Origin of the sequence: Klebsiella sp. MPUS7 (genome assembly GCF_009905335.1) — a bacterium.
Taxonomy (GTDB): Bacteria; Pseudomonadota; Gammaproteobacteria; order Enterobacterales; family Enterobacteriaceae; genus Klebsiella; species Klebsiella grimontii.
The window spans coordinates 1,187,758-1,205,565 of record NZ_CP047604.1 but is presented as its reverse complement, the minus strand read 5'-3'; the positions used below and the strand labels follow the sequence as shown (position 1 = coordinate 1,205,565).

Annotated in this window: 17 protein-coding genes; 9 read left to right on the top strand and 8 right to left on the bottom strand. The window is 60.7% G+C overall.

The features are described from left to right. Positions 1–80 precede the first annotated feature (80 nt). The 5 genes from pncC to mltB form a co-directional block, all read right to left on the bottom strand. Positions 81–578, bottom strand: coding sequence for a nicotinamide-nucleotide amidase (pncC, locus tag GUC22_RS05745; RefSeq protein ID WP_049099726.1), 498 nt, complete (start codon positions 576–578; stop codon positions 81–83). Between the two features lie 454 nt (positions 579–1,032). Then, positions 1,033–1,911, bottom strand: coding sequence for a metal ABC transporter substrate-binding protein (locus GUC22_RS05740; protein WP_004132219.1), 879 nt, complete (start codon positions 1,909–1,911; stop codon positions 1,033–1,035). 8 nt (positions 1,912–1,919) lie between these two features. After that, positions 1,920–2,783 carry a metal ABC transporter permease gene (locus GUC22_RS05735; RefSeq protein ID WP_049087227.1) on the bottom strand — a complete coding sequence of 288 codons (864 nt, stop codon included), beginning with the start codon at positions 2,781–2,783 and terminating at the stop codon, positions 1,920–1,922. Continuing rightward, a complete protein-coding gene (locus GUC22_RS05730) occupies positions 2,780–3,490 on the bottom strand; it encodes a metal ABC transporter ATP-binding protein (protein WP_165909807.1) in 711 nt (236 codons plus the stop codon). The genes GUC22_RS05735 and GUC22_RS05730 overlap by 4 nt, the downstream gene beginning before the upstream one ends. A gap of 203 nt (positions 3,491–3,693) precedes the next feature. After that, complete coding sequence (gene mltB, locus GUC22_RS05725; protein WP_024358434.1) at positions 3,694–4,770, bottom strand: lytic murein transglycosylase B; 1,077 nt, start codon at positions 4,768–4,770, stop codon at positions 3,694–3,696. Positions 4,771–5,031: 261 nt separating this feature from the next. Between mltB and srlA the strand changes: the two genes are divergently transcribed. The 7 genes from srlA (at position 5,032) to gutQ (ending at position 10,035) form a co-directional block, all read left to right on the top strand. Next, positions 5,032–5,595 (top strand): PTS glucitol/sorbitol transporter subunit IIC, encoded by a 564-nt coding sequence (gene srlA / locus GUC22_RS05720; RefSeq protein WP_004104818.1) that lies wholly within the window; start codon positions 5,032–5,034, stop codon positions 5,593–5,595. After that, positions 5,592–6,569, top strand: a complete 978-nt coding sequence (locus GUC22_RS05715) for a PTS glucitol/sorbitol transporter subunit IIB (protein ID WP_004132226.1) — start codon at positions 5,592–5,594, stop codon at positions 6,567–6,569. The genes srlA and GUC22_RS05715 overlap by 4 nt, the downstream gene beginning before the upstream one ends. 13 nt (positions 6,570–6,582) lie before the next feature. After that, the gene (gene srlB / locus GUC22_RS05710) at positions 6,583–6,945 is read left to right on the top strand and encodes a PTS glucitol/sorbitol transporter subunit IIA (protein WP_004132227.1); all 363 of its coding nucleotides are present in this window, start codon (positions 6,583–6,585) and stop codon (positions 6,943–6,945) included. A 17-nt stretch (positions 6,946–6,962) separates the two neighbouring features. Further along, positions 6,963–7,742, top strand: coding sequence for a sorbitol-6-phosphate dehydrogenase (gene srlD, locus GUC22_RS05705; RefSeq protein ID WP_004132228.1), 780 nt, complete (start codon positions 6,963–6,965; stop codon positions 7,740–7,742). Between the two features lie 133 nt (positions 7,743–7,875). After that, entirely contained in the window at positions 7,876–8,235 is a 360-nt protein-coding gene (gene gutM, locus GUC22_RS05700; RefSeq protein WP_024358436.1) for a transcriptional regulator GutM, read from the top strand. Positions 8,236–8,303: 68 nt separating this feature from the next. After that, a complete protein-coding gene (gene srlR / locus GUC22_RS05695; RefSeq protein WP_049088690.1) occupies positions 8,304–9,077 on the top strand; it encodes a glucitol operon DNA-binding transcriptional repressor SrlR in 774 nt (257 codons plus the stop codon). Beyond that, entirely contained in the window at positions 9,070–10,035 is a 966-nt protein-coding gene (gutQ, locus tag GUC22_RS05690) for an arabinose-5-phosphate isomerase GutQ (protein ID WP_160183419.1), read from the top strand. The genes srlR and gutQ overlap by 8 nt, the downstream gene beginning before the upstream one ends. Here gutQ and norR read toward each other — a convergent pair. Then, positions 9,998–11,542 carry a nitric oxide reductase transcriptional regulator NorR gene (gene norR / locus GUC22_RS05685; protein WP_024358438.1) on the bottom strand — a complete coding sequence of 515 codons (1,545 nt, stop codon included), beginning with the start codon at positions 11,540–11,542 and terminating at the stop codon, positions 9,998–10,000. The two genes, gutQ and norR, sit on opposite strands and share 38 nt — an antisense overlap. Before the next feature lie 187 nt (positions 11,543–11,729). Between norR and norV the strand changes: the two genes are divergently transcribed. Both norV and norW read left to right on the top strand, forming a co-directional pair. Continuing rightward, positions 11,730–13,175 carry an anaerobic nitric oxide reductase flavorubredoxin gene (gene norV, locus GUC22_RS05680; protein ID WP_049087231.1) on the top strand — a complete coding sequence of 482 codons (1,446 nt, stop codon included), beginning with the start codon at positions 11,730–11,732 and terminating at the stop codon, positions 13,173–13,175. Next, on the top strand, positions 13,172–14,305 hold the full coding sequence (norW, locus tag GUC22_RS05675) for an NADH:flavorubredoxin reductase NorW (RefSeq protein WP_160183418.1): 1,134 nt from the start codon (positions 13,172–13,174) through the stop codon (positions 14,303–14,305). Before norV ends, norW begins: the two co-directional genes overlap by 4 nt. Positions 14,306–14,559: 254 nt before the next feature. Here norW and GUC22_RS05670 read toward each other — a convergent pair whose 3' ends face one another. Together GUC22_RS05670 and hypF are read right to left on the bottom strand one after the other, a co-directional pair. Further along, positions 14,560–15,573, bottom strand: a complete 1,014-nt coding sequence (locus GUC22_RS05670) for a HoxN/HupN/NixA family nickel/cobalt transporter (RefSeq protein WP_024358441.1) — start codon at positions 15,571–15,573, stop codon at positions 14,560–14,562. Positions 15,574–15,584: 11 nt separating this feature from the next. Further along, positions 15,585–17,804 (bottom strand): carbamoyltransferase HypF, encoded by a 2,220-nt coding sequence (hypF, locus tag GUC22_RS05665; RefSeq protein ID WP_160183417.1) that lies wholly within the window; start codon positions 17,802–17,804, stop codon positions 15,585–15,587. Between the last annotated feature and the right edge of the window lie 4 nt (positions 17,805–17,808).

Sequence of the window (17,808 nt, the reverse complement as noted above, 5' to 3'; positions counted from 1 at the left end):
TATTACTCCTCTCATGCCGGGTGTAACCGGGTAGTGAATTCTGTTCTGTTGAAGCAATTATACTGTATAGTCATACAGTATCAAGTATTTTGTAGAAATTGTTGCCAGAGGAGATTTAGCGCATAGGCCGTGGCCTGGCGGCGTACCGACTCGCGGTCTCCGGCGAAGCATTCGCGCCGGGTCACGCCCTGTCCGCTGGCGCTGGCGACGCCAAACCAGACGGTTCCCACCGGCTTTTCCGCGCTGCCGCCATCCGGTCCGGCAATGCCGCTGACCGAAATCGCATAGTCCGCGCGGGCCGCGCGCAGGGCGCCAACCGCCATCTCCACGACCACCGGTTCACTCACCGCGCCATGCTCAAGCAGCGTCGCTTCGCTGACGCCAATCATCTGTGATTTCGCTTCATTGCTGTAGGTCACAAAACCGCGCTCAAACCATGCCGAACTACCGGCGATATCGGTAAGGGTTTTGGCGACCCAGCCGCCGGTGCAGGACTCCGCCGTGGTCACCGTCGCGCCGCGCGCTTTCAGCGCCTGCCCCACCTGCTCGCTCAGCTGCATTAATTCGGAATCTGTCATTCGTCGCCCCACGTAAGCTATACAACCAGGCCATCAAAGATAGCACTTTCAGCAGAGATATGGGGATGAGGTAACGAATTTACGAGTCGGCTTCCGAAAAACATCGACCGCGCCCGACGGCGTATTTTCGGATAGCCGCCAGGGGGCGCCGGTATACAATTCATCGCACGTATAAGGAAGAGTGAAATACGAGGTTACCAGGAATGGCCAAAGCAGCGATGACCTCCGAGCAGAACGTGAATACGCCTGCGTCTGTTTATCTGCGGCGTCGTGTCACTGTTTACCGCGCTACTGCCTATGTTTACCCGCTCATTTAACTCGCTGTACCAAGGCGTACAGATCCTGCTGGGGGTGAGCTGTATTGTCTGTGGATTGACATTAATTAAAAAAAATTCAAACAGATACTTGCAGAATAATAAGGTCAGTTAACCGGCCCGCGGCGGGCCGGCTTCATTTATTTCATACTCGCCGCAATCAGCTCCACGTTGTGGCGCAGCATTTTCACGTAGCTGTCCGCCACGCCACCCGGTTTAGAGAGCGCTTCAGGGTAGAGCTCTCCTCCCGGCTGCGCGCCCGTTGCGCTGGCAATCTGTTTAACCAGTCTTGGATCAAGCTGATTTTCCATAAACCAGGTATGCACATCGTCGGCTTTAATTTGCTTGATTAAGGCCGCCACCTGCGCCGCGCTGGCTTCACTTTCCGAAGACAATCCCTGCGGCGCGAGGAAGGTCACGCCATAAGCGCGGCCAAAATAGCCGAACGCGTCATGGCTGGTCAGCACCTTACGCTTTGCCTGCGGAATGGCGCTGAACCGATCTTTTGCCCAGCGATCGATCTCATTGAGCTGGCTGATATAGCGCTGACCGGAGGCCTCCAGCGCCGACTTATCCTCCGGGTCGGCTTTCACCAGGCCGTTGAGGATATTCTGCGCATACAGCGCACCGTTCGCGGCGCTGTTCCACGCGTGCGGATCGGTTACCGTTGCGCCATCTTCTTCCAGCGTATGGGTTTTTACGCCGCCGGAAGCCACCACCAGCTCGCCTTTAAACCCCGATGCCTTAATCAGCCTGTCCAGCCAGCCTTCCAGTCCCAGGCCGTTCACCACCACCACATCGGCTTTGCTCAGCAGCGCGCTGTCTTTCGGCGAGGGTTCAAAGGTGTGCGGGTCGCCGTCCGGCCCCACCAGCGTATCTACATGCACATGTTCGCCGCCAATCTGCTGCGCCATATCGCCTAATACGGAAAAACTACTCACCACGTTTAGCGTTTTCGCCATCACCCCGTGCGATGCCAGACCCAATGCCAGCGCCAGCCATATCCCGGTACGTTTCATCATGTTCCTTACCCCATTAATTTACGCCAGCCGACAACCAGCCGGCTGCGCGTGCCAAAAAACACCGATATAAAAAAGATACCGCTGGCGGTCAGCACAATAGCGGGCCCGGCTGGCAGGTTTGCCGCCCACGACAGGCTCAGCCCCATCCATGCGCAAAAGCCGCCGATGAGCGCCGCCAGCAGCAGAATGCCCGGCAGCGTCCGCGCCCAGCAGCGAGCCGCGATCGCGGGCAGCATCATGACTCCCACCGCCATCAGTGTGCCGAGCACCTGAAACCCGGCCACCAGATTGAGCACCAGCAGGGCGAGAAACAGGCCGTGCAGCAGCGCAGGCAATCTTCGCGCGTTTACCTGAAGCCAGACGCTGTCGAAGGCTTCGCTGACCAGGCCGCGATAAAACAGGGCAATGCCGATCAGCGTCAGGCTGGCGACGCCGCTCACAAACACCGCCGAATCGCTGTCCACCGCCAGAATCGAGCCGAACAGCAGATGCAGCAGGTCGACGTTAGAGCCGCGCAGCGAGACCAGCGTGACGCCCAGCGCCAGGGAGCCGAGATAAAATCCGGCAAAGCTGGCATCCTCTTTTAAAGGCGTGCGTCGGCTGACCCACCCCGCCACCAGCGCGACCGCGATGCCGGCGATAAAACCGCCGACGGTCATCGCCAGCAGCGACATCCCGTTGAGCAGATAGCCCGCGGCCACGCCGGGCAAAATTGCATGCGAGAGCGCATCGCCCATCAGGCTCATGCGACGTAAAAGTAAGAAGACGCCGAGCATGGTGGTGCTCAGGGACAACGCCAGGCACACCAGCAGCGCGCGGCGCATAAAGCCAAATTCGATAAAGGGCTGAATGAAGGTATGCCAGATCATGCCAGCCTCGCGCCGTGAAAGGCGGGAAGCACATCAGGCGTACTGCCCCAGCGGGCGCGCTGCGGCGTCAGCAGCATCGTTTCCGGGAAATAGTCGGCGACCCGCTGGTTATCGTGCAGCACCGCCAGAATCGTCTGCCCCTGCTGATACATTTCCAGGATCAGCGCCATCAGCTCGCGGCAGGTGGCTTCATCGATGCCGGTAAACGGTTCGTCGAGCATCACCAGCGGCGCGCGCTGCACCATCACCCGCGCGAAGAGCATGCGCTGAAACTGGCCGCCGGAGAGCTCCTCAATCGGCGTTTTCGCCAGCGTTAACAGCCCCACCCGCTCTATGGCTGCGACGATGCGCTGACGCACCTCTCCGCCGAGCCCACGCAGCAGCGATACGCGCGGCCAGGCGCCCTGGCTGACGACATCCTGCACCGTGAGCGGAAACTGCGACTCCAGCGCGTGCCGCTGCGCCAGCCAGCCGATAACCGGCCGTCCCTCGCGCCAGTTCAGGCGGCCGCTGACCGGCGGAATAAACCCGGCCAGCGTCTTTAACAGCGTCGATTTCCCGCAGCCGTTCAGGCCGACGATAGCGGTCATACTCCCCGTTGCAAGCGTGCCGCTAAGCGACGGCGTAATCGCCAGGCCCTCATAGCCCGCCACCAGGTGATCGAGCTCAATCATGGCAGCGATACCGCCCACCAGGTTGCCAGCCACAGAGCGGCCAGCAGCACGCAGGCCATCCCCAACCGGGCGATGCCTGAAGTCATCAATAAGGAAGTCAATGTTTACGCCTCAATAAAACGTTATAACATAACAATATTAAAAGAGGCGCGAAATGTAAATTGGCGTCAACAAAAGGAAATGCTGCAAAATGTTACAGACTCCTCTCCGGACGGAGAGGAGCGCAGAAGGCGGGATTACTGCATGCGGGCCTGAGAAACCGCCAGACCCAGCTGCCAGACGGCCATCGCGTAATGGGTGCTGTGGTTATAGCGGGTAATGGTGTAGAAGTTCGGCAGGCCGTACCAGTACTGGTAGCCAGTGCCGACGTCCAGACGCAGCAGGCTCGCCTGCTGATGGTTACCCAGCGGCTGAGTCGGGGTAAGTCCTGCCGCCGCCAGCTGCGAGACGCTGTATTTGGTTTTGAACCCATTGTTCAGCCCAGGCGCCTGGCCTAGCGCCTGTACCGCCACGAGATCGCCGCTCACCCAGCCGTGCTGCTTGAAGTAGTTCGCCACGCTGCCGATCGCATCGACCGGATCCCACAGGTTGATATGCCCGTCGCCGTTAAAGTCCACGGCGTACTGCTTATAAGAAGAGGGCATAAACTGACCGTAGCCCATCGCGCCGGCGAAGGAGCCTTTCAGATCGAGCGGGTCGTCCTGTTCGCTGCGGGCCATCAGCAGGAACGTTTCCAGCTCGCTGGAGAAGTACTCGGCGCGGCGCGGATAGTTAAACGACAGCGTCGCCAGCGCATCAAGGATGCGGGTTTTCCCCATCACCCGGCCCCAGCGGGTCTCGACGCCAATAATCCCGACGATAATCTCCGGCGGCACGCCGTATACCTGGTACGCGCGGTTGAGCGCATCCTGATACTGGTTCCAGAACGCCACGCCGTTCTGCACGTTATCCGGGGTAATAAACTGCTTTTTGTAGCGCAGCCAGGCGCCGTTTGGCCCTGACGGCGGCAGCCCGGTGGGCGCCTGACGGTCCATCAGACGCAGCACGTAATCCAGGCGTTTGGCCTGGGAGAGGATTTGATGCAACTGCTGTCGGTCGAAGCCGTGCTTGCTCACCATTTTATCAATGAACTGTTCCGCCGCCGGGTTATTGGCGAAATCGCCGCTCATCTCCATCACATTATGCTGCGGCTCGAGTAAAAAACCGCCCGTACCGCCCGCCATTTCCTTTTCAGCAGGAGTTTGAGGTTTGCTGCTGCAGGCAGCGAGGAGAACGCACAGGGGGAGTAAAGCCAGGGAACGACGCTTCAACATGGGACATCCATTTAACAAATCGGCAAGGGGTAATTATGGTAAAGCATGCGCCCGCTCACAAGGAAGCGGCGGCAATGTAAATTCTTTTTTATCGCTCTTTTTCCTCCCACCCGCCGGATCCTTCGCTCATTTCAGCCACAATCTTTCAAAATAAAATATTTATCTTTCATTTTGCGATCAATATAACAATTTCAAACCTTTTAAAATGATTAAAATCAGCTGCCAGTTAGCAAGAAAAATAACACGCTGAAGGAGAGAACAATGATTGAAGTCGTTACCCACGGCGCCGAATGGTTTATCGGCCTGTTTCAGAAGGGAGGCGAGGTGTTCACCGGTATGGTCACCGGGATCCTGCCTTTGCTGATCAGTCTGCTGGTGATCATGAACGCGCTGATCAACTTTATTGGTCAGCAGCGGATCGAAAAGCTGGCGCAACGCTGCGCCGGTAATCCGATCTCCCGCTACCTGCTGCTGCCCTGCATCGGCACCTTCGTTTTCTGTAACCCGATGACCCTGAGCCTTGGGCGCTTTATGCCCGAGAAATACAAACCGAGCTACTACGCGGCGGCCTCCTACAGCTGCCACTCAATGAACGGCCTGTTTCCGCACATCAACCCCGGCGAACTGTTCGTCTATCTGGGGATCGCCAATGGACTCACCACCCTCGGTCTGCCGTTAGGGCCGCTGGCGGTGAGCTATCTGCTGGTGGGCCTGGTGACGAACTTCTTCCGCGGCTGGGTGACCGACCTGACCACGTCGATTTTTGAGAAAAAAATGGCCATCCAGCTTGAGCAGAAAGTGCATCTGTCAGGAGCGACATCATGACCCGTATTCGCATTGAAAAAGGCGCCGGCGGCTGGGGCGGCCCGCTCGAACTCGACGCCGTTGCCGATAAAAAGATTGTCTATATCACCGCGGGCACCCGCCCGGCGATCGTCGATAAAATTGCCCGCCTCACCGGCTGGCAGGCGGTCGATGGCTTCAAAGAGGGCGAGCCGCCGGAAGCGGAAATCGGCGTGGCGATTATCGACTGCGGCGGCACCCTGCGCTGCGGTATCTACCCGAAGCGCCGCATCCCGACCATTAATATCCACGCGACCGGCAAATCGGGTCCGCTGGCGCAGTATATCGTCGAAGACATTTACGTTTCCGGCGTCAAAGAGGAGAACATTTTCGCCCTGGAAGAGGGGCACTCCCCGGCCCCGCAGGCCGCGCCTGCCCAGCCGGCGGCCCGCGACTATGACACCAGCAAAAAGATCACCGAGCAGAGCGACGGCCTGCTGGCCAAAGTTGGTATGGGAATGGGCTCCGTCGTGGCGGTGCTGTTCCAGGCCGGGCGCGACACCATCGATACGGTGCTAAAAACCATTCTGCCGTTTATGGCCTTCGTCTCGGCGCTGATTGGCATCATCATGGCCTCCGGCATCGGCGACTGGATTGCCCACGGTCTGGCGCCGCTCGCCAGCCATCCGCTGGGCCTCGTCACCCTGGCGCTGATCTGCTCCTTCCCGCTGCTGTCGCCGTTTCTCGGCCCCGGCGCGGTCATCGCCCAGGTTATCGGCGTGCTGATTGGCGTGCAGATTGGCCTTGGCAATATTCCGCCGCATCTCGCCCTGCCCGCGCTGTTCGCCATCAACGCCCAGGCCGCCTGCGATTTTATCCCGGTTGGCCTGTCGCTGGCGGAAGCGCGCCAGGACACCGTGCGCGTCGGCGTACCGTCGGTTCTGGTGAGCCGCTTCCTGACCGGCGCGCCAACGGTGCTGATCGCCTGGTTCGTTTCCGGATTTATTTACCAATAAGAGGTGCCTGAAGATGACCGTGATTTACCAGACCACCATTACCCATATCGGCGCCAGCGCGGCGATGGCGCTGGACGAGCAGATGCTGATCACCTTCCGCGAAGGCGCCCCGGCCGATATTGAAGAGTACTGCTTTATTCACAACCACGGCGAGCTCTCCGGCGCGCTGGTGCCGGGCGCTGAGCTCCAGCTTGGCGAGCTGCGCTACCCGGTCACCGCCGTCGGCGACGTCGCCGAGCAGAACCTGCGCGAGCTGGGCCATATCACGCTGCGCTTTGACGGTCACCGCGAAGCGGAATTCCCCGGAACCGTACACGTGGCGGGCCCGGTGCCGGAAGGCATCGCCGCCGGCTGCGTACTGAAATTTGTTGCTTAAGCTGTAAGGAGAAAAGTATGAATCAGGTTGCTGTTGTCATTGGTGGGGGACAAACCTTAGGGGAGTTTCTGTGTCGCGGGCTTGCTGCAGAAGGCTATCGCGTGGCGGTGGTCGATATTCAGAGCGATAAAGCGACCCGCGTCGCACAGTCGATTAACGCGGAATATGGCGAAGGAACGGCGTGGGGCTTCGGCGCGGACGCCACCAGCGAAGCCAGCGTCGTCGCCCTCGCCCGCGGGGTGGACGACATTTTTTCCCGCGTCGACCTGCTGGTCTATAGCGCCGGGATCGCTAAAGCGGCGTTTATCAGCGATTTCGCGCTGGGGGATTTCGACCGCTCGCTGCAGGTGAATCTGGTGGGCTACTTCCTTTGCGCCCGCGAGTTTTCCCGCCTGATGATCCGCGACGGCATTAAAGGTCGCATCATTCAGATCAACTCTAAATCCGGCAAAGTGGGCAGCAAGCATAACTCCGGCTATAGCGCGGCGAAGTTCGGCGGCGTGGGGCTGACGCAGTCGCTGGCGCTGGACCTCGCGGAGTACGGGATTACCGTGCACTCCCTGATGCTCGGCAACCTGCTGAAGTCGCCGATGTTCCAGTCTCTGCTGCCGCAGTACGCCACCAAGCTGGGGATCCCGGAGGAGCAGGTCGAGCAGTATTACATCGACAAAGTCCCGCTGAAGCGCGGCTGCGATTACCAGGACGTACTTAACGTGTTGATGTTTTACGCCAGCCCGCAGGCTTCCTACTGCACCGGCCAGTCCATTAACGTCACCGGCGGGCAGGTGATGTTTTAAAACGTTGCGCACTGTTTTCCCGGAGGCGATGCTGCGCATCTGTCCGGGCTACCGATTATGCGGCTTTCTGGTAGCCCGGACAGGCGCAACGCGCCGCCTCCGGGGGAATTTTCCCACACTTTAAGGAGATTTTATGGTTACCGCGCTCATCACCGTCGCCGCCATCGCCTGGATAACCCAGCTTGCCTTTGGCGGCTGGCAAATCCGCCAGTTCAATCGCGCGTTCGATCGGCTGTGCCAGCAGGGCCGCGTCGGCGTGGGCCGCTCCTCGGGGCGGTTCAAGCCGCGGGCCGTCGTCGCCATCGCCGTTGACGAAGACGACCGCATCCGCGATACGCTGTTAATGAAAGGCCTCACCGTCTTCGCCAGGCCGCGAAAAATCCCCGCTCTCCACGGCAAACATCTTAAGGAATTGCAGCCTGATGTGATCTTTCCCAATGATCCGCTCTGTCAGAATGCACTATCATTAGCGCTTAATCCGAAACATGGATAATTTCGTTGTGAACGTTAATATCTTGCGAAATTATCATTTCGAAACTTTAAACGCAGGATACAACGCCTATGAAACCACGTCAGCGCCAGGCAGCCATTCTCGAGCACCTGCAATCGCAGGGCAAATGCTCGGTCGAAGAGCTGGCGCAACACTTCGACACCACCGGCACGACCATCCGTAAGGATCTGGTGATCCTTGAGAATGCCGGTACCGTTATCCGCACCTACGGCGGCGTGGTGTTAAATAAAGACGAGGCCGACCCGCCCATCGACCACAAAACGCTGATCAACACCCATAAAAAAGAGCGGATTGCCGAAGCCGCGGTCAGCTTTATTCACGATGGCGACTCGATCATTCTTGATGCCGGCAGCACCGTACTGCAAATGGTGCCGATGCTCAGCCGCTTCAACAACATCACCGTGATGACCAACAGCCTGCATATCGTCAACGCCCTCTCCGAACTGGATAATGAGCAAACCATCCTGATGCCGGGCGGCACATTCCGCAAGAAATCGGCCTCTTTTCACGGCCAGCTGGCGGAAAACGCCTTCGAACAATTCAGCTTCGACCGCCTGTTTATGGGCACCGACGGGATTGATTTAATCGCCGGCGTCACCACCTTTAATGAGGTTTATACGGTCAGCAAAGCGATGTGCAATGCCGCCCGCGAAGTTATCCTGATGGCCGACTCGTCAAAGTTTGGCCGTAAAAGTCCCAATATCGTCTGCGGCCTCGAGAGCGTGGACAAACTGATTACCGATGCCGATATCAGCCCGGAATTTAAGCAGGCGCTGGAAGACAAAGGCATCGAAGTCATTATTACTGGAGAACATCATGAGTAACTTTCTGTTAGAAGCCGGACGCCAGACCCTAATGCTGGAGCTTCAGGAGGCGAGCCGCCTGCCTGAACGCCTGGGCGACGACTTCATCCGCGCGGCGGAAACCATCATCCACTGCGAGGGCAAACTGGTGGTCTCCGGTATCGGCAAATCGGGCCATATTGGTAAAAAGCTGGCCGCTACCTTCGCCAGTACCGGCACCCCGGCATTTTTCGTCCACCCGGCGGAAGCGCTGCACGGCGATCTCGGGATGCTCGACAGCCGCGACGTGATGCTGTTTATCTCCTACTCCGGCAGCGCCAAAGAGCTGGATCTTATCGTCCCGCGCCTGGAGGAAAAGTCGATTCCGCTGCTGGCGATGACCGGTAAATCCACGTCGCCGCTGGCGCTGGCGGCGAAAGCGGTGCTCGATATCGCGGTGGAACGCGAAGCCTGCCCGATGCACCTCGCCCCAACCTCCAGCACCGTCAATACCCTGATGCTCGGCGACGCGCTGGCGATGGCGGTGATGCAGGCCCGCGGCTTTAACGAAGAAGATTTTGCCCGTTCGCACCCGGCTGGGGCGCTGGGCGCGCGGCTGCTGAACAAGGTTCACCATCTGATGCGCCGTGACGGCGACGTGCCGCGCGTAGACGTCGACACCAGCGTGATGGACGCGATGCTCGAACTCAGCCGCACCGGCCTGGGGCTGGTGGCGGTCTGCGATGAGCGCAATCACGTGCAGGGCGTGTTTACCGACGGCGACCTGCGCCGCTGGCTGGTGGGCGGCGGCAGCCTGCAGGATATCGTCAGCCAGGCGATGACCCGCAACGGCGTCACCCTGCAGGCGGAAAGCCGCGCGATAGAAGCCAAAGAGCGCCTGATGAAGCACAAAATCAGCGCCGCTCCGGTGGTGGATAAAAACGGCCAGCTGGTCGGCGCGATTAACCTGCAGAACTTTTATCAGGCCGGGATCCTTTAAGGCCCAGACGCTTCGCCAGCCGGTGCAGGTTGGCGACGTCGAGCCCCAGCGCGCGGGCGGCGGCGGCCCAGCTGCGGCCGTTAGCCGCCAGCGCGCTGGCTATCGCTTCGCGCTGGAACGCCTCCGTCGCTTCGCGCAGGCTCACCGCTTCCGCCGCCGGCTGCGGGCTGACGCCCGGTAAGGCAGGCGCTTCCCCGGCCAGCTGAAAATGCTGCGGCTCCAGCACGATGTCATTACCCGCCTGCGTCGCCCGCGCCAGCACCACCGCCCGATGAATCGCGTGCTCCAGCTCGCGCACGTTGCCCGGCCACGGCCAGGCCAGCAGTCTGGCCCGCGTCGCCTCGCTTAAAATCACCTGCGCCAGCCCCATGCGCAAACGGCACTGTTCGCAGAAATAGCCGGCCAGCAGCACCACGTCATTTTCCCGCTCGCGCAGCGCCGGAACCGATAGCGGAAACACGCTCAGACGATGATACAGATCGGCGCGAAAACGCCCCTCCACCACCTCCTGACGCAGGTCGCGGTTGGTGGCCGCCAGCACCCGCACATCAACCCGCAGACTGCGATCGTCGCCGACGCGCTGAATATCGCCATACTGCAGCACCCGCAGCAGCTTGGCCTGCAGCGCCAGCGACAGCTCGCCGATTTCATCGAGGAACAGCGTCCCGTTGTCCGCCATTTCAAATTTACCGCTGCGGTTGCTGATCGCCCCGGTAAACGCCCCTTTAACGTGACCAAACAGCTCGCTCTCCGCCACGCTCTCCGGCAGGGCCGCGCAGTTAAGGTACACCAGCGGATTGGCCGCCCGCGGCGATCCCTGATGGACCGCTTTCGCCACCAGCTCTTTGCCGGTCCCGGTCTCGCCGCTAATCAGCACGTTTAAGTCGGAAGCCGCGACGATGTCGATCTCCTTCTTCAGCTGCAGCATCGGCGCCGACAGGCCAATGATCTCCTGACGTTCGGCTGGCGGATATACGATAGCCTGCTCCGGCAGCACGTTTTGGCTCTCCAGCCGGGCGATCAGCAGCGCGTTATTCAGCGCCCCGGCCACCAGCGCGGCAATCAAGCGCAGCTCCTCGTCGCTGAAGCTGTCAAAACGGTCCGCATCCATGCCGTCGAGGGTCAGCGCGCCGATCAGGGTTTGCCCGGCAAACAGCGGCAGGCCGACGCAGGCGTGCACCTTCAGGCTCTCCTGACCGGGGATCAGCCCATCATAGGGGTCCGGCAGGCTGCTATCCGCCGGGAAACGCACCACGTCCCCCGCGCGGGCAATCGCCTCCAGCCGCGGGTGGCCTTCAAGGGCAAAGCGCCGGCCAAGCACGTCCTGGGCCAGGCCATCAATCGCCAGCGGCACAAACTGGTGCGCTTCGTAACGCAGCAGCGCCGAAGCATCGCAGCCGAGTATCTGCCGCAGGGTGGTAATCAGCCGGGAAAAACGGTCGGCGTGGCCGAGATCGCTTTGTAAATCAATGGCGATTTTCGCCAGGGCCTCGACGGAGAAACTCATTGTCGCCTCATAGTCATTCTGACAATCCACATAGTCATATCGACTATTTTAACCATTGTCATTTTGACATCAACAGATTTATCGGAAAATAAAAAACACATTAAATTCAATAAATTAAAAACATGGCACGCATCTTGATATAAGCAAAATATCTTTTTTGAACAACGCTGAATTAATTGAGGTTGCTATGTCTATTCTGGTTAAAAATAACATTCATTGGGTTGGCCAACGCGACTGGGAAGTGCGTGATTTCCACGGGACTGAATACAAAACGCTGCGCGGCAGCAGCTACAACAGCTATCTCATCCGGGAAGAAAAAAATGTGCTGATCGATACCGTCGATCATAAATTCAGTCGCGAATTCGTGCAGAACCTGCGCGGTGAAATTGACCTCGCCGATATCGATTACATCATTATCAACCATGCGGAAGAGGATCATGCCGGCGCGCTGACCGAACTGATGACGCAAATCCCGGATACCCCGATCTACTGCACCGCCAACGCTATCGACTCCATTACCGGCCACCACCATCACCCGGAGTGGAACTTTAAGGTGGTGAAAACCGGCGACAGCCTGGATATCGGCAACGGCAAACAGCTGATTTTCGTCGAAACCCCGATGCTGCACTGGCCGGATAGCATGATGACCTATATGACCGGCGACGCGGTGCTGTTCAGCAACGACGCCTTCGGCCAGCACTACTGCGATGAGCATCTGTTTAATGATGAAGTTGACCAGGTTGAGCTTTATGAACAGTGCCAGCGCTACTACGCCAACATTCTGACCCCGTTCAGCCGCCTGGTGACGCCGAAAATTAGTGAAATCCTCGGCTTCAACCTGCCGGTAGATATGATTGCCACCTCCCACGGCGTGGTCTGGCGCGATAACCCGACGCAGATCGTCGAAAAATATCTCGAGTGGGCGGCGGATTATCAGGAAGACCGCATCACCATTTTCTACGACACCATGTCCAACAACACCCGCATGATGGCCGACGCGATCGCCCAGGGCATTACCGACGTGGACCCCCGCGTAGCGGTGAAAATTTTCAACGTCGCCCGCAGCGATAAAAACGACATTCTGACCAACGTGTTCCGCTCGAAGGGCGTGCTGGTCGGCACCTCCACCATGAACAACGTGATGATGCCGAAAATAGCAGGGCTGGTGGAAGAGATGACCGGCCTGCGTTTTCGTAACAAGCGCGCCAGCGCCTTTGGCTCCCACGGTTGGAGCGGCGGCGCGGTTGATCGCCTGTCCACGCGTTTACAGGATGCAGGCTTTGAAATGTCCCTGAGCCTGAAGGCCAAATGGCGCCCGGACCTTGACGCGCTGGAATTGTGCCGCGAACACGGTCGTCAGATCGCCCGCCAGTGGGCCCTCTCCCCGCTGCCGGCGAGCGAGGCGCAACCAGCCGCGCCTGAGGCAACGCCCTGCGCCGCGCCCGCGGTAGCCGATCTCGGCCCGAAAATGCAGTGCAGCGTTTGCCAGTGGATTTACGACCCCGAACAGGGCGAACCGAACCAGGACGTTCAGCCGGGTACACCCTGGAGCGAAGTCCCGGATAACTTCCTCTGCCCTGAATGTTCGCTGGGTAAAGATGTGTTTGATGTGCTGGCGTCGGAGGCAAAATGAGTGATGGCATCGTCATCATCGGCTCGGGCTTCGCGGCCCGTCAGTTGGTGAAAAATATTCGCAAGCAGGACCCGAACATCCCGCTGACCCTGATCGCCGCCGACAGCATGGATGAGTACAACAAGCCGGATCTCAGCCATGTGGTCAGCCGCGGGCAGAACGCCGACGATCTGACCCTGCAAACGGCGGGCGAGTTTGCCGAGCAGTACAATCTGCGCCTGTTTCCGCATACCTGGGTCAGCGATATCGACGCCGATAATCAGGTTGTGAAGAGCCAGGACCGCGAGTGGCGCTATGACAAACTGGTGCTGGCCACCGGCGCGACGCCGTTTATCCCGCTGGTGCCGGGCCGCGAGCTGATGCTGACCCTCAACAGCCAGCGGGAATACGGCGCGGCGCAAAGCCAGCTGCGCGATGCAAAAAGGGTGCTGATCGTCGGCGGCGGGCTGATTGGCTGCGAGCTGGCGATGGATTTCTGCCGCGCCGGCAAAGCGGTGACGGTGGTGGATAACTCCGCCTGCGTGCTGTCGGCGCTGATGCCGCCGGAAGCCAGCAGCCGACTGCAGCATCGTCTGACCGACATGGGCGTGGATCTGATGCTGAAGTCGCAGCTGCAAAGCCTGGCGCAGAACGCCGACGGAATTCGCGTCACTCTTGACCGCCAGCGTACGCTGACGGTGGATGCGGTGGTCGCCGCCGCCGGTTTGCGCCCGGAAACGGCGCTGGCGCGGCATGCGGGTCTGCAGACGCACCGCGGCGTGGTGGTGAACAGCCAGCTACAAACCAGCCATCCGGCAATTTACGCCCTCGGCGATTGCGCGGAAATCAACGGCATGGTCCTGCCGTTCCTGCAGCCGATTCTGCTGAGCGCCATGTGCCTGGGGAAAAATCTGCTGACTCAGCAGGGAGAACTGAAGCTGCCGCCGATGCTGGTGAAGGTTAAAACGCCGGATTTACCGCTGCACCTGGCGGGCGATACCCGGCGCGAGGATCTGACGTGGCATATCGTTGCCGCCAAAGACGGCCTGGTCGCGAAAGGCGTTGACGCCGAAAACCAGCTGCGCGCTTTTGTGGTCAGCGAGGATCGTATGAAAGACGCCTTTGCGCTGCTCAAGCAGTTGGTGAGTTAGCCTGTATGAACTGACGTTATTCCCGGGTCGCGGCGTAAACGCCTTACCCGGGCTACCCAGCCGCGCATACAGATTCACAGCAGCCTGCGGTCCTGTAGCCCGGGCAGGCGCTTTGCGCCACCCCCGGGAGCAGCGCGCAGAGTGGCATAATTTCCCGGAGGCGATGCTTGCGCATCTGTCCGGGCTACCGGCCAGCAGATGGCCATTAACCTGTAGCCCGGCTAAGCGCAGCGCGAGCCGGGGAAATGCCCAACCTACCGCGCCAGGTTATCGTATCCGCGCCAGCGGTAGTTGAGTACCGACAGCACCCAGCAGGCCACGAACAGCCCGACCACCACAAAACCGGCGTCGCCGAGATGGTCATTCAATGCGCCGATCCAGCGCCAGACGCCGCCGCTGAGGGAAAACTTATCCATCACCAGTCCCAGCGCTTCCAGGCCGCCGATAAACAGCGCCACCACCACCGAGGTGCCGGTAATGGTCATATTGTAATAGAGCTTACGCTGCGGCTTACTGAACGCCCAGCCGTAGGCGCCGACCATCAGCACGTTATCAAGCGTATCCACCAGCGCCATCCCGCTGGCGAACAGCGCCGGAAAAACCATAATCGACCAAATCGACATCCCGCTCGACGCGCTGGCCGCAGAAATCCCCAGCACGCCGATTTCCGTCGCCGTATCAAAGCCGAGGCCAAACAGAAAGCCCACCAGATACATCTGCCAGCTGCGGTTAATCAGGCGGAAGGTTTTCCCGAACACCCAGCTCATCATGCCGCCGCCGGTCATGACCTCATCGCTCACCTTTTCGCCCTGCTTCCACGCCCGAAAGCTGCGCCAGACGCTGCGCAAAATGACCAGATTGATAAACGCCATAGCCAGCAGGAACAGCGCCGACACGGCAGTGCCGATAACGCTGCCGGTCTCGTGAAACCAGCTCATCTGCTGGCCAAACGCGGTGGCGGTCGCGGCAATCGCCGCCGACGCCAGCACCACAATCGACGAATGTCCCAGCGAGAACCACGCGCCAACGGCAAAAGGCCGCTTCCCCTGCTGCATCATTTTGCGGGTCACGTTGTCGATCGCCGCGATATGGTCGGCGTCCACCGCGTGGCGCAGACCGTAACCCCAGGCCAGCAGGCTGGCGGCCATCAGCGCGCCGCTGCCGCCGAACGCCGCAAACGCCCAGCCCCAGGCCAGCAAATTGGCGGCAATCAATGCCAGCACCAGCGCCGCTGCGCGCGGCTGCTGACGCAAAATCGTCACTATCATGTCGGTGTCCTTTAAGCCTGCAGGCGGGCCGCAGCGATAACCGCCTGGCCGAGGGCAATCGCGCCATCGCCTGCGGGCAGCTGCTGCGGAAAGAGCAGAGTAAAATCGGCCAGATAAAAGGTCAATCGCGCCGTCAGCAGGCGGTTGTGCAGTACCCCACCGCCGAAGGCGAGCGTGTGAATATTGCGCGCGTTCGCGTAATCGCGCATCATCGCCGCCAGCCCGCGGGCCAGCGCATCATGAAAGGCCCAGGCTTTTTGCGCCGGACTCGCCTGCCAGCTCAGCCACCGCTGCCAGAACGTCGCCAGATCCAGTTTTCCATCGCGCCACGGCAGCGTCGCCGGATGATCAACCCCTTCGCAGGTCGCCGCCAGCGTTTCCAGACGGCACGCCGCTTCCCCCTCATAGCTCAGGGTGAGCGGGGCGCAGCCCAGCGCGCAGGCGACGGCATCAAACAACCGTCCGCACGACGACGCTTTGGGCGCATTTATGCCGCGCTCAATCGCTCGCGCCAGCAGCGGCCAGTTTTGCTGACGCAGTGCGGCGGTTGCAGGATAATCTTGCCAGTCAGGGACAAATGCCAGGCAGTGGGCGAGCAGATTGCGCCACGGCTGACGCGCCGCGAGGTCGCCGCCGGGCAGCGCCACCGCCGGCAGCCCGCCAAGACGCTCGCACTCGCGATAGTTGACCCGCAGGCATTCGCCGCCCCACAGCTCGCCGTTCTCCCCCATCCCGATGCCGTCGAGGGTCAGGGCAATCACATCGCCGCCGTCCAGCGGCCAGCGATGCTCGGCCAGGCAGGCGGCAGCGTGGGCATGATGATGCAGCACGCGCTCCACCGGTAGCGCCAGCGACGCCGCCCACCGCGAAGCGCGGTAGCCGGGATGGGCGTCAGCCACCACCCGCTGCGGGGTAAAAGCGTAAATCTCCTGCATCAGACGCAGCGCCTGTCGCCACTGTTCTTCGACGCCCTCGTCGTCGAGATCGCCAAAATGCTGGCTGAGCACCGCTTCATCGCCGCGCAGCAGGCAGAAGGTATTTTTCATCTCCGCGCCGAGGGCCAGCAGCGGCGGCGCGTCGCAAAAGCCCGGCGGCAGCGCCAGCGCGTCCGGCACGTAGCCGCGGGCGCGGCGCAGCATCTCGCCGCTTTGCCGCACCACCGAATCATCCATCCGCTGCACAATCTCGCGGTTATGCAGCAGAAAACCGTCGGCAATCGCGGCTAAATCCGCCAGCGCGTCTTCATTAGTCAGCGCTGGCGGGCGGCCGCTAAGATTGCCGGAGGTCATCACTAATGGGCGCGCCAGCGCCTGCGAAAGTAAATGCTGCAGTGGATTAGACGGCAGCATCCCCCCTACTTCCGCAAGCCCTGGCGCAATCAGGTCGCACAGGCCAGCCACCTGCGCTTTGTCCAGCAGCACGATCGGCGCGGCGGGAGAGGTCAGCAGCGTCACCGCTGGTCCGCTGAGCCCTGCCGTCGTCGCCAGCATCACCGCCAGCGGTTTCGCCGGGCGATGCTTGCGCGCCCGCAGCGTCGCCACGGCAGCGCGATTTCCGGCATCGCACACTAGATGAAAACCGCCCAGCCCCTTCACCGCCACGATATCGCCCGCCCGCAGGCGAGCAATCGCCGCGTCTAAAGCGGCCTCACCAAATAAATGCCCCTTCGGGCCGCGCCACTCCAGCCGCGGGCCGCACTCGGCGCAGGCCACCGGCTGCGCGTGAAAGCGGCGATCGGCGGGATGGCGATACTCCGCCGCGCAGGCGGGGCAAAGAGGAAACGGCGACATAGCGGTCAGCGGGCGGTCGTAGGGCATGGCGCGAATAATGGTAAAGCGCGGCCCGCAGTGGGTGCAGTTGATAAACGGATAGCGGTAGCGGCGATCCTGCGGGTTGTTCATCTCCGCCAGGCATGCCGGGCAGGTGGCGGCATCGGGCACGATCTGCGTGCGCATGCTCCCGGCCCCGCTCTGGCGGATGGTGAAATCCAGCGGCGCGACGGCCCAGACAAACGGCTGAGTTTCGGTGCTATCGATACGCGCCAGCGGCGGGCAGCGGCGGGTTAACGCGCTGAGAAAGGCCGCATCATCGCCGACAAGGCGCACCAGCACGCCGTCGCCGTCGTTGCACACGTCGCCGCGCACTCCCAGCTGCTGCGCCAACTGCCAGACGAAGGGGCGGAATCCCACCCCCTGCACTTTACCGCGAATGCGGATCTGCACCCCGTTCATTGCG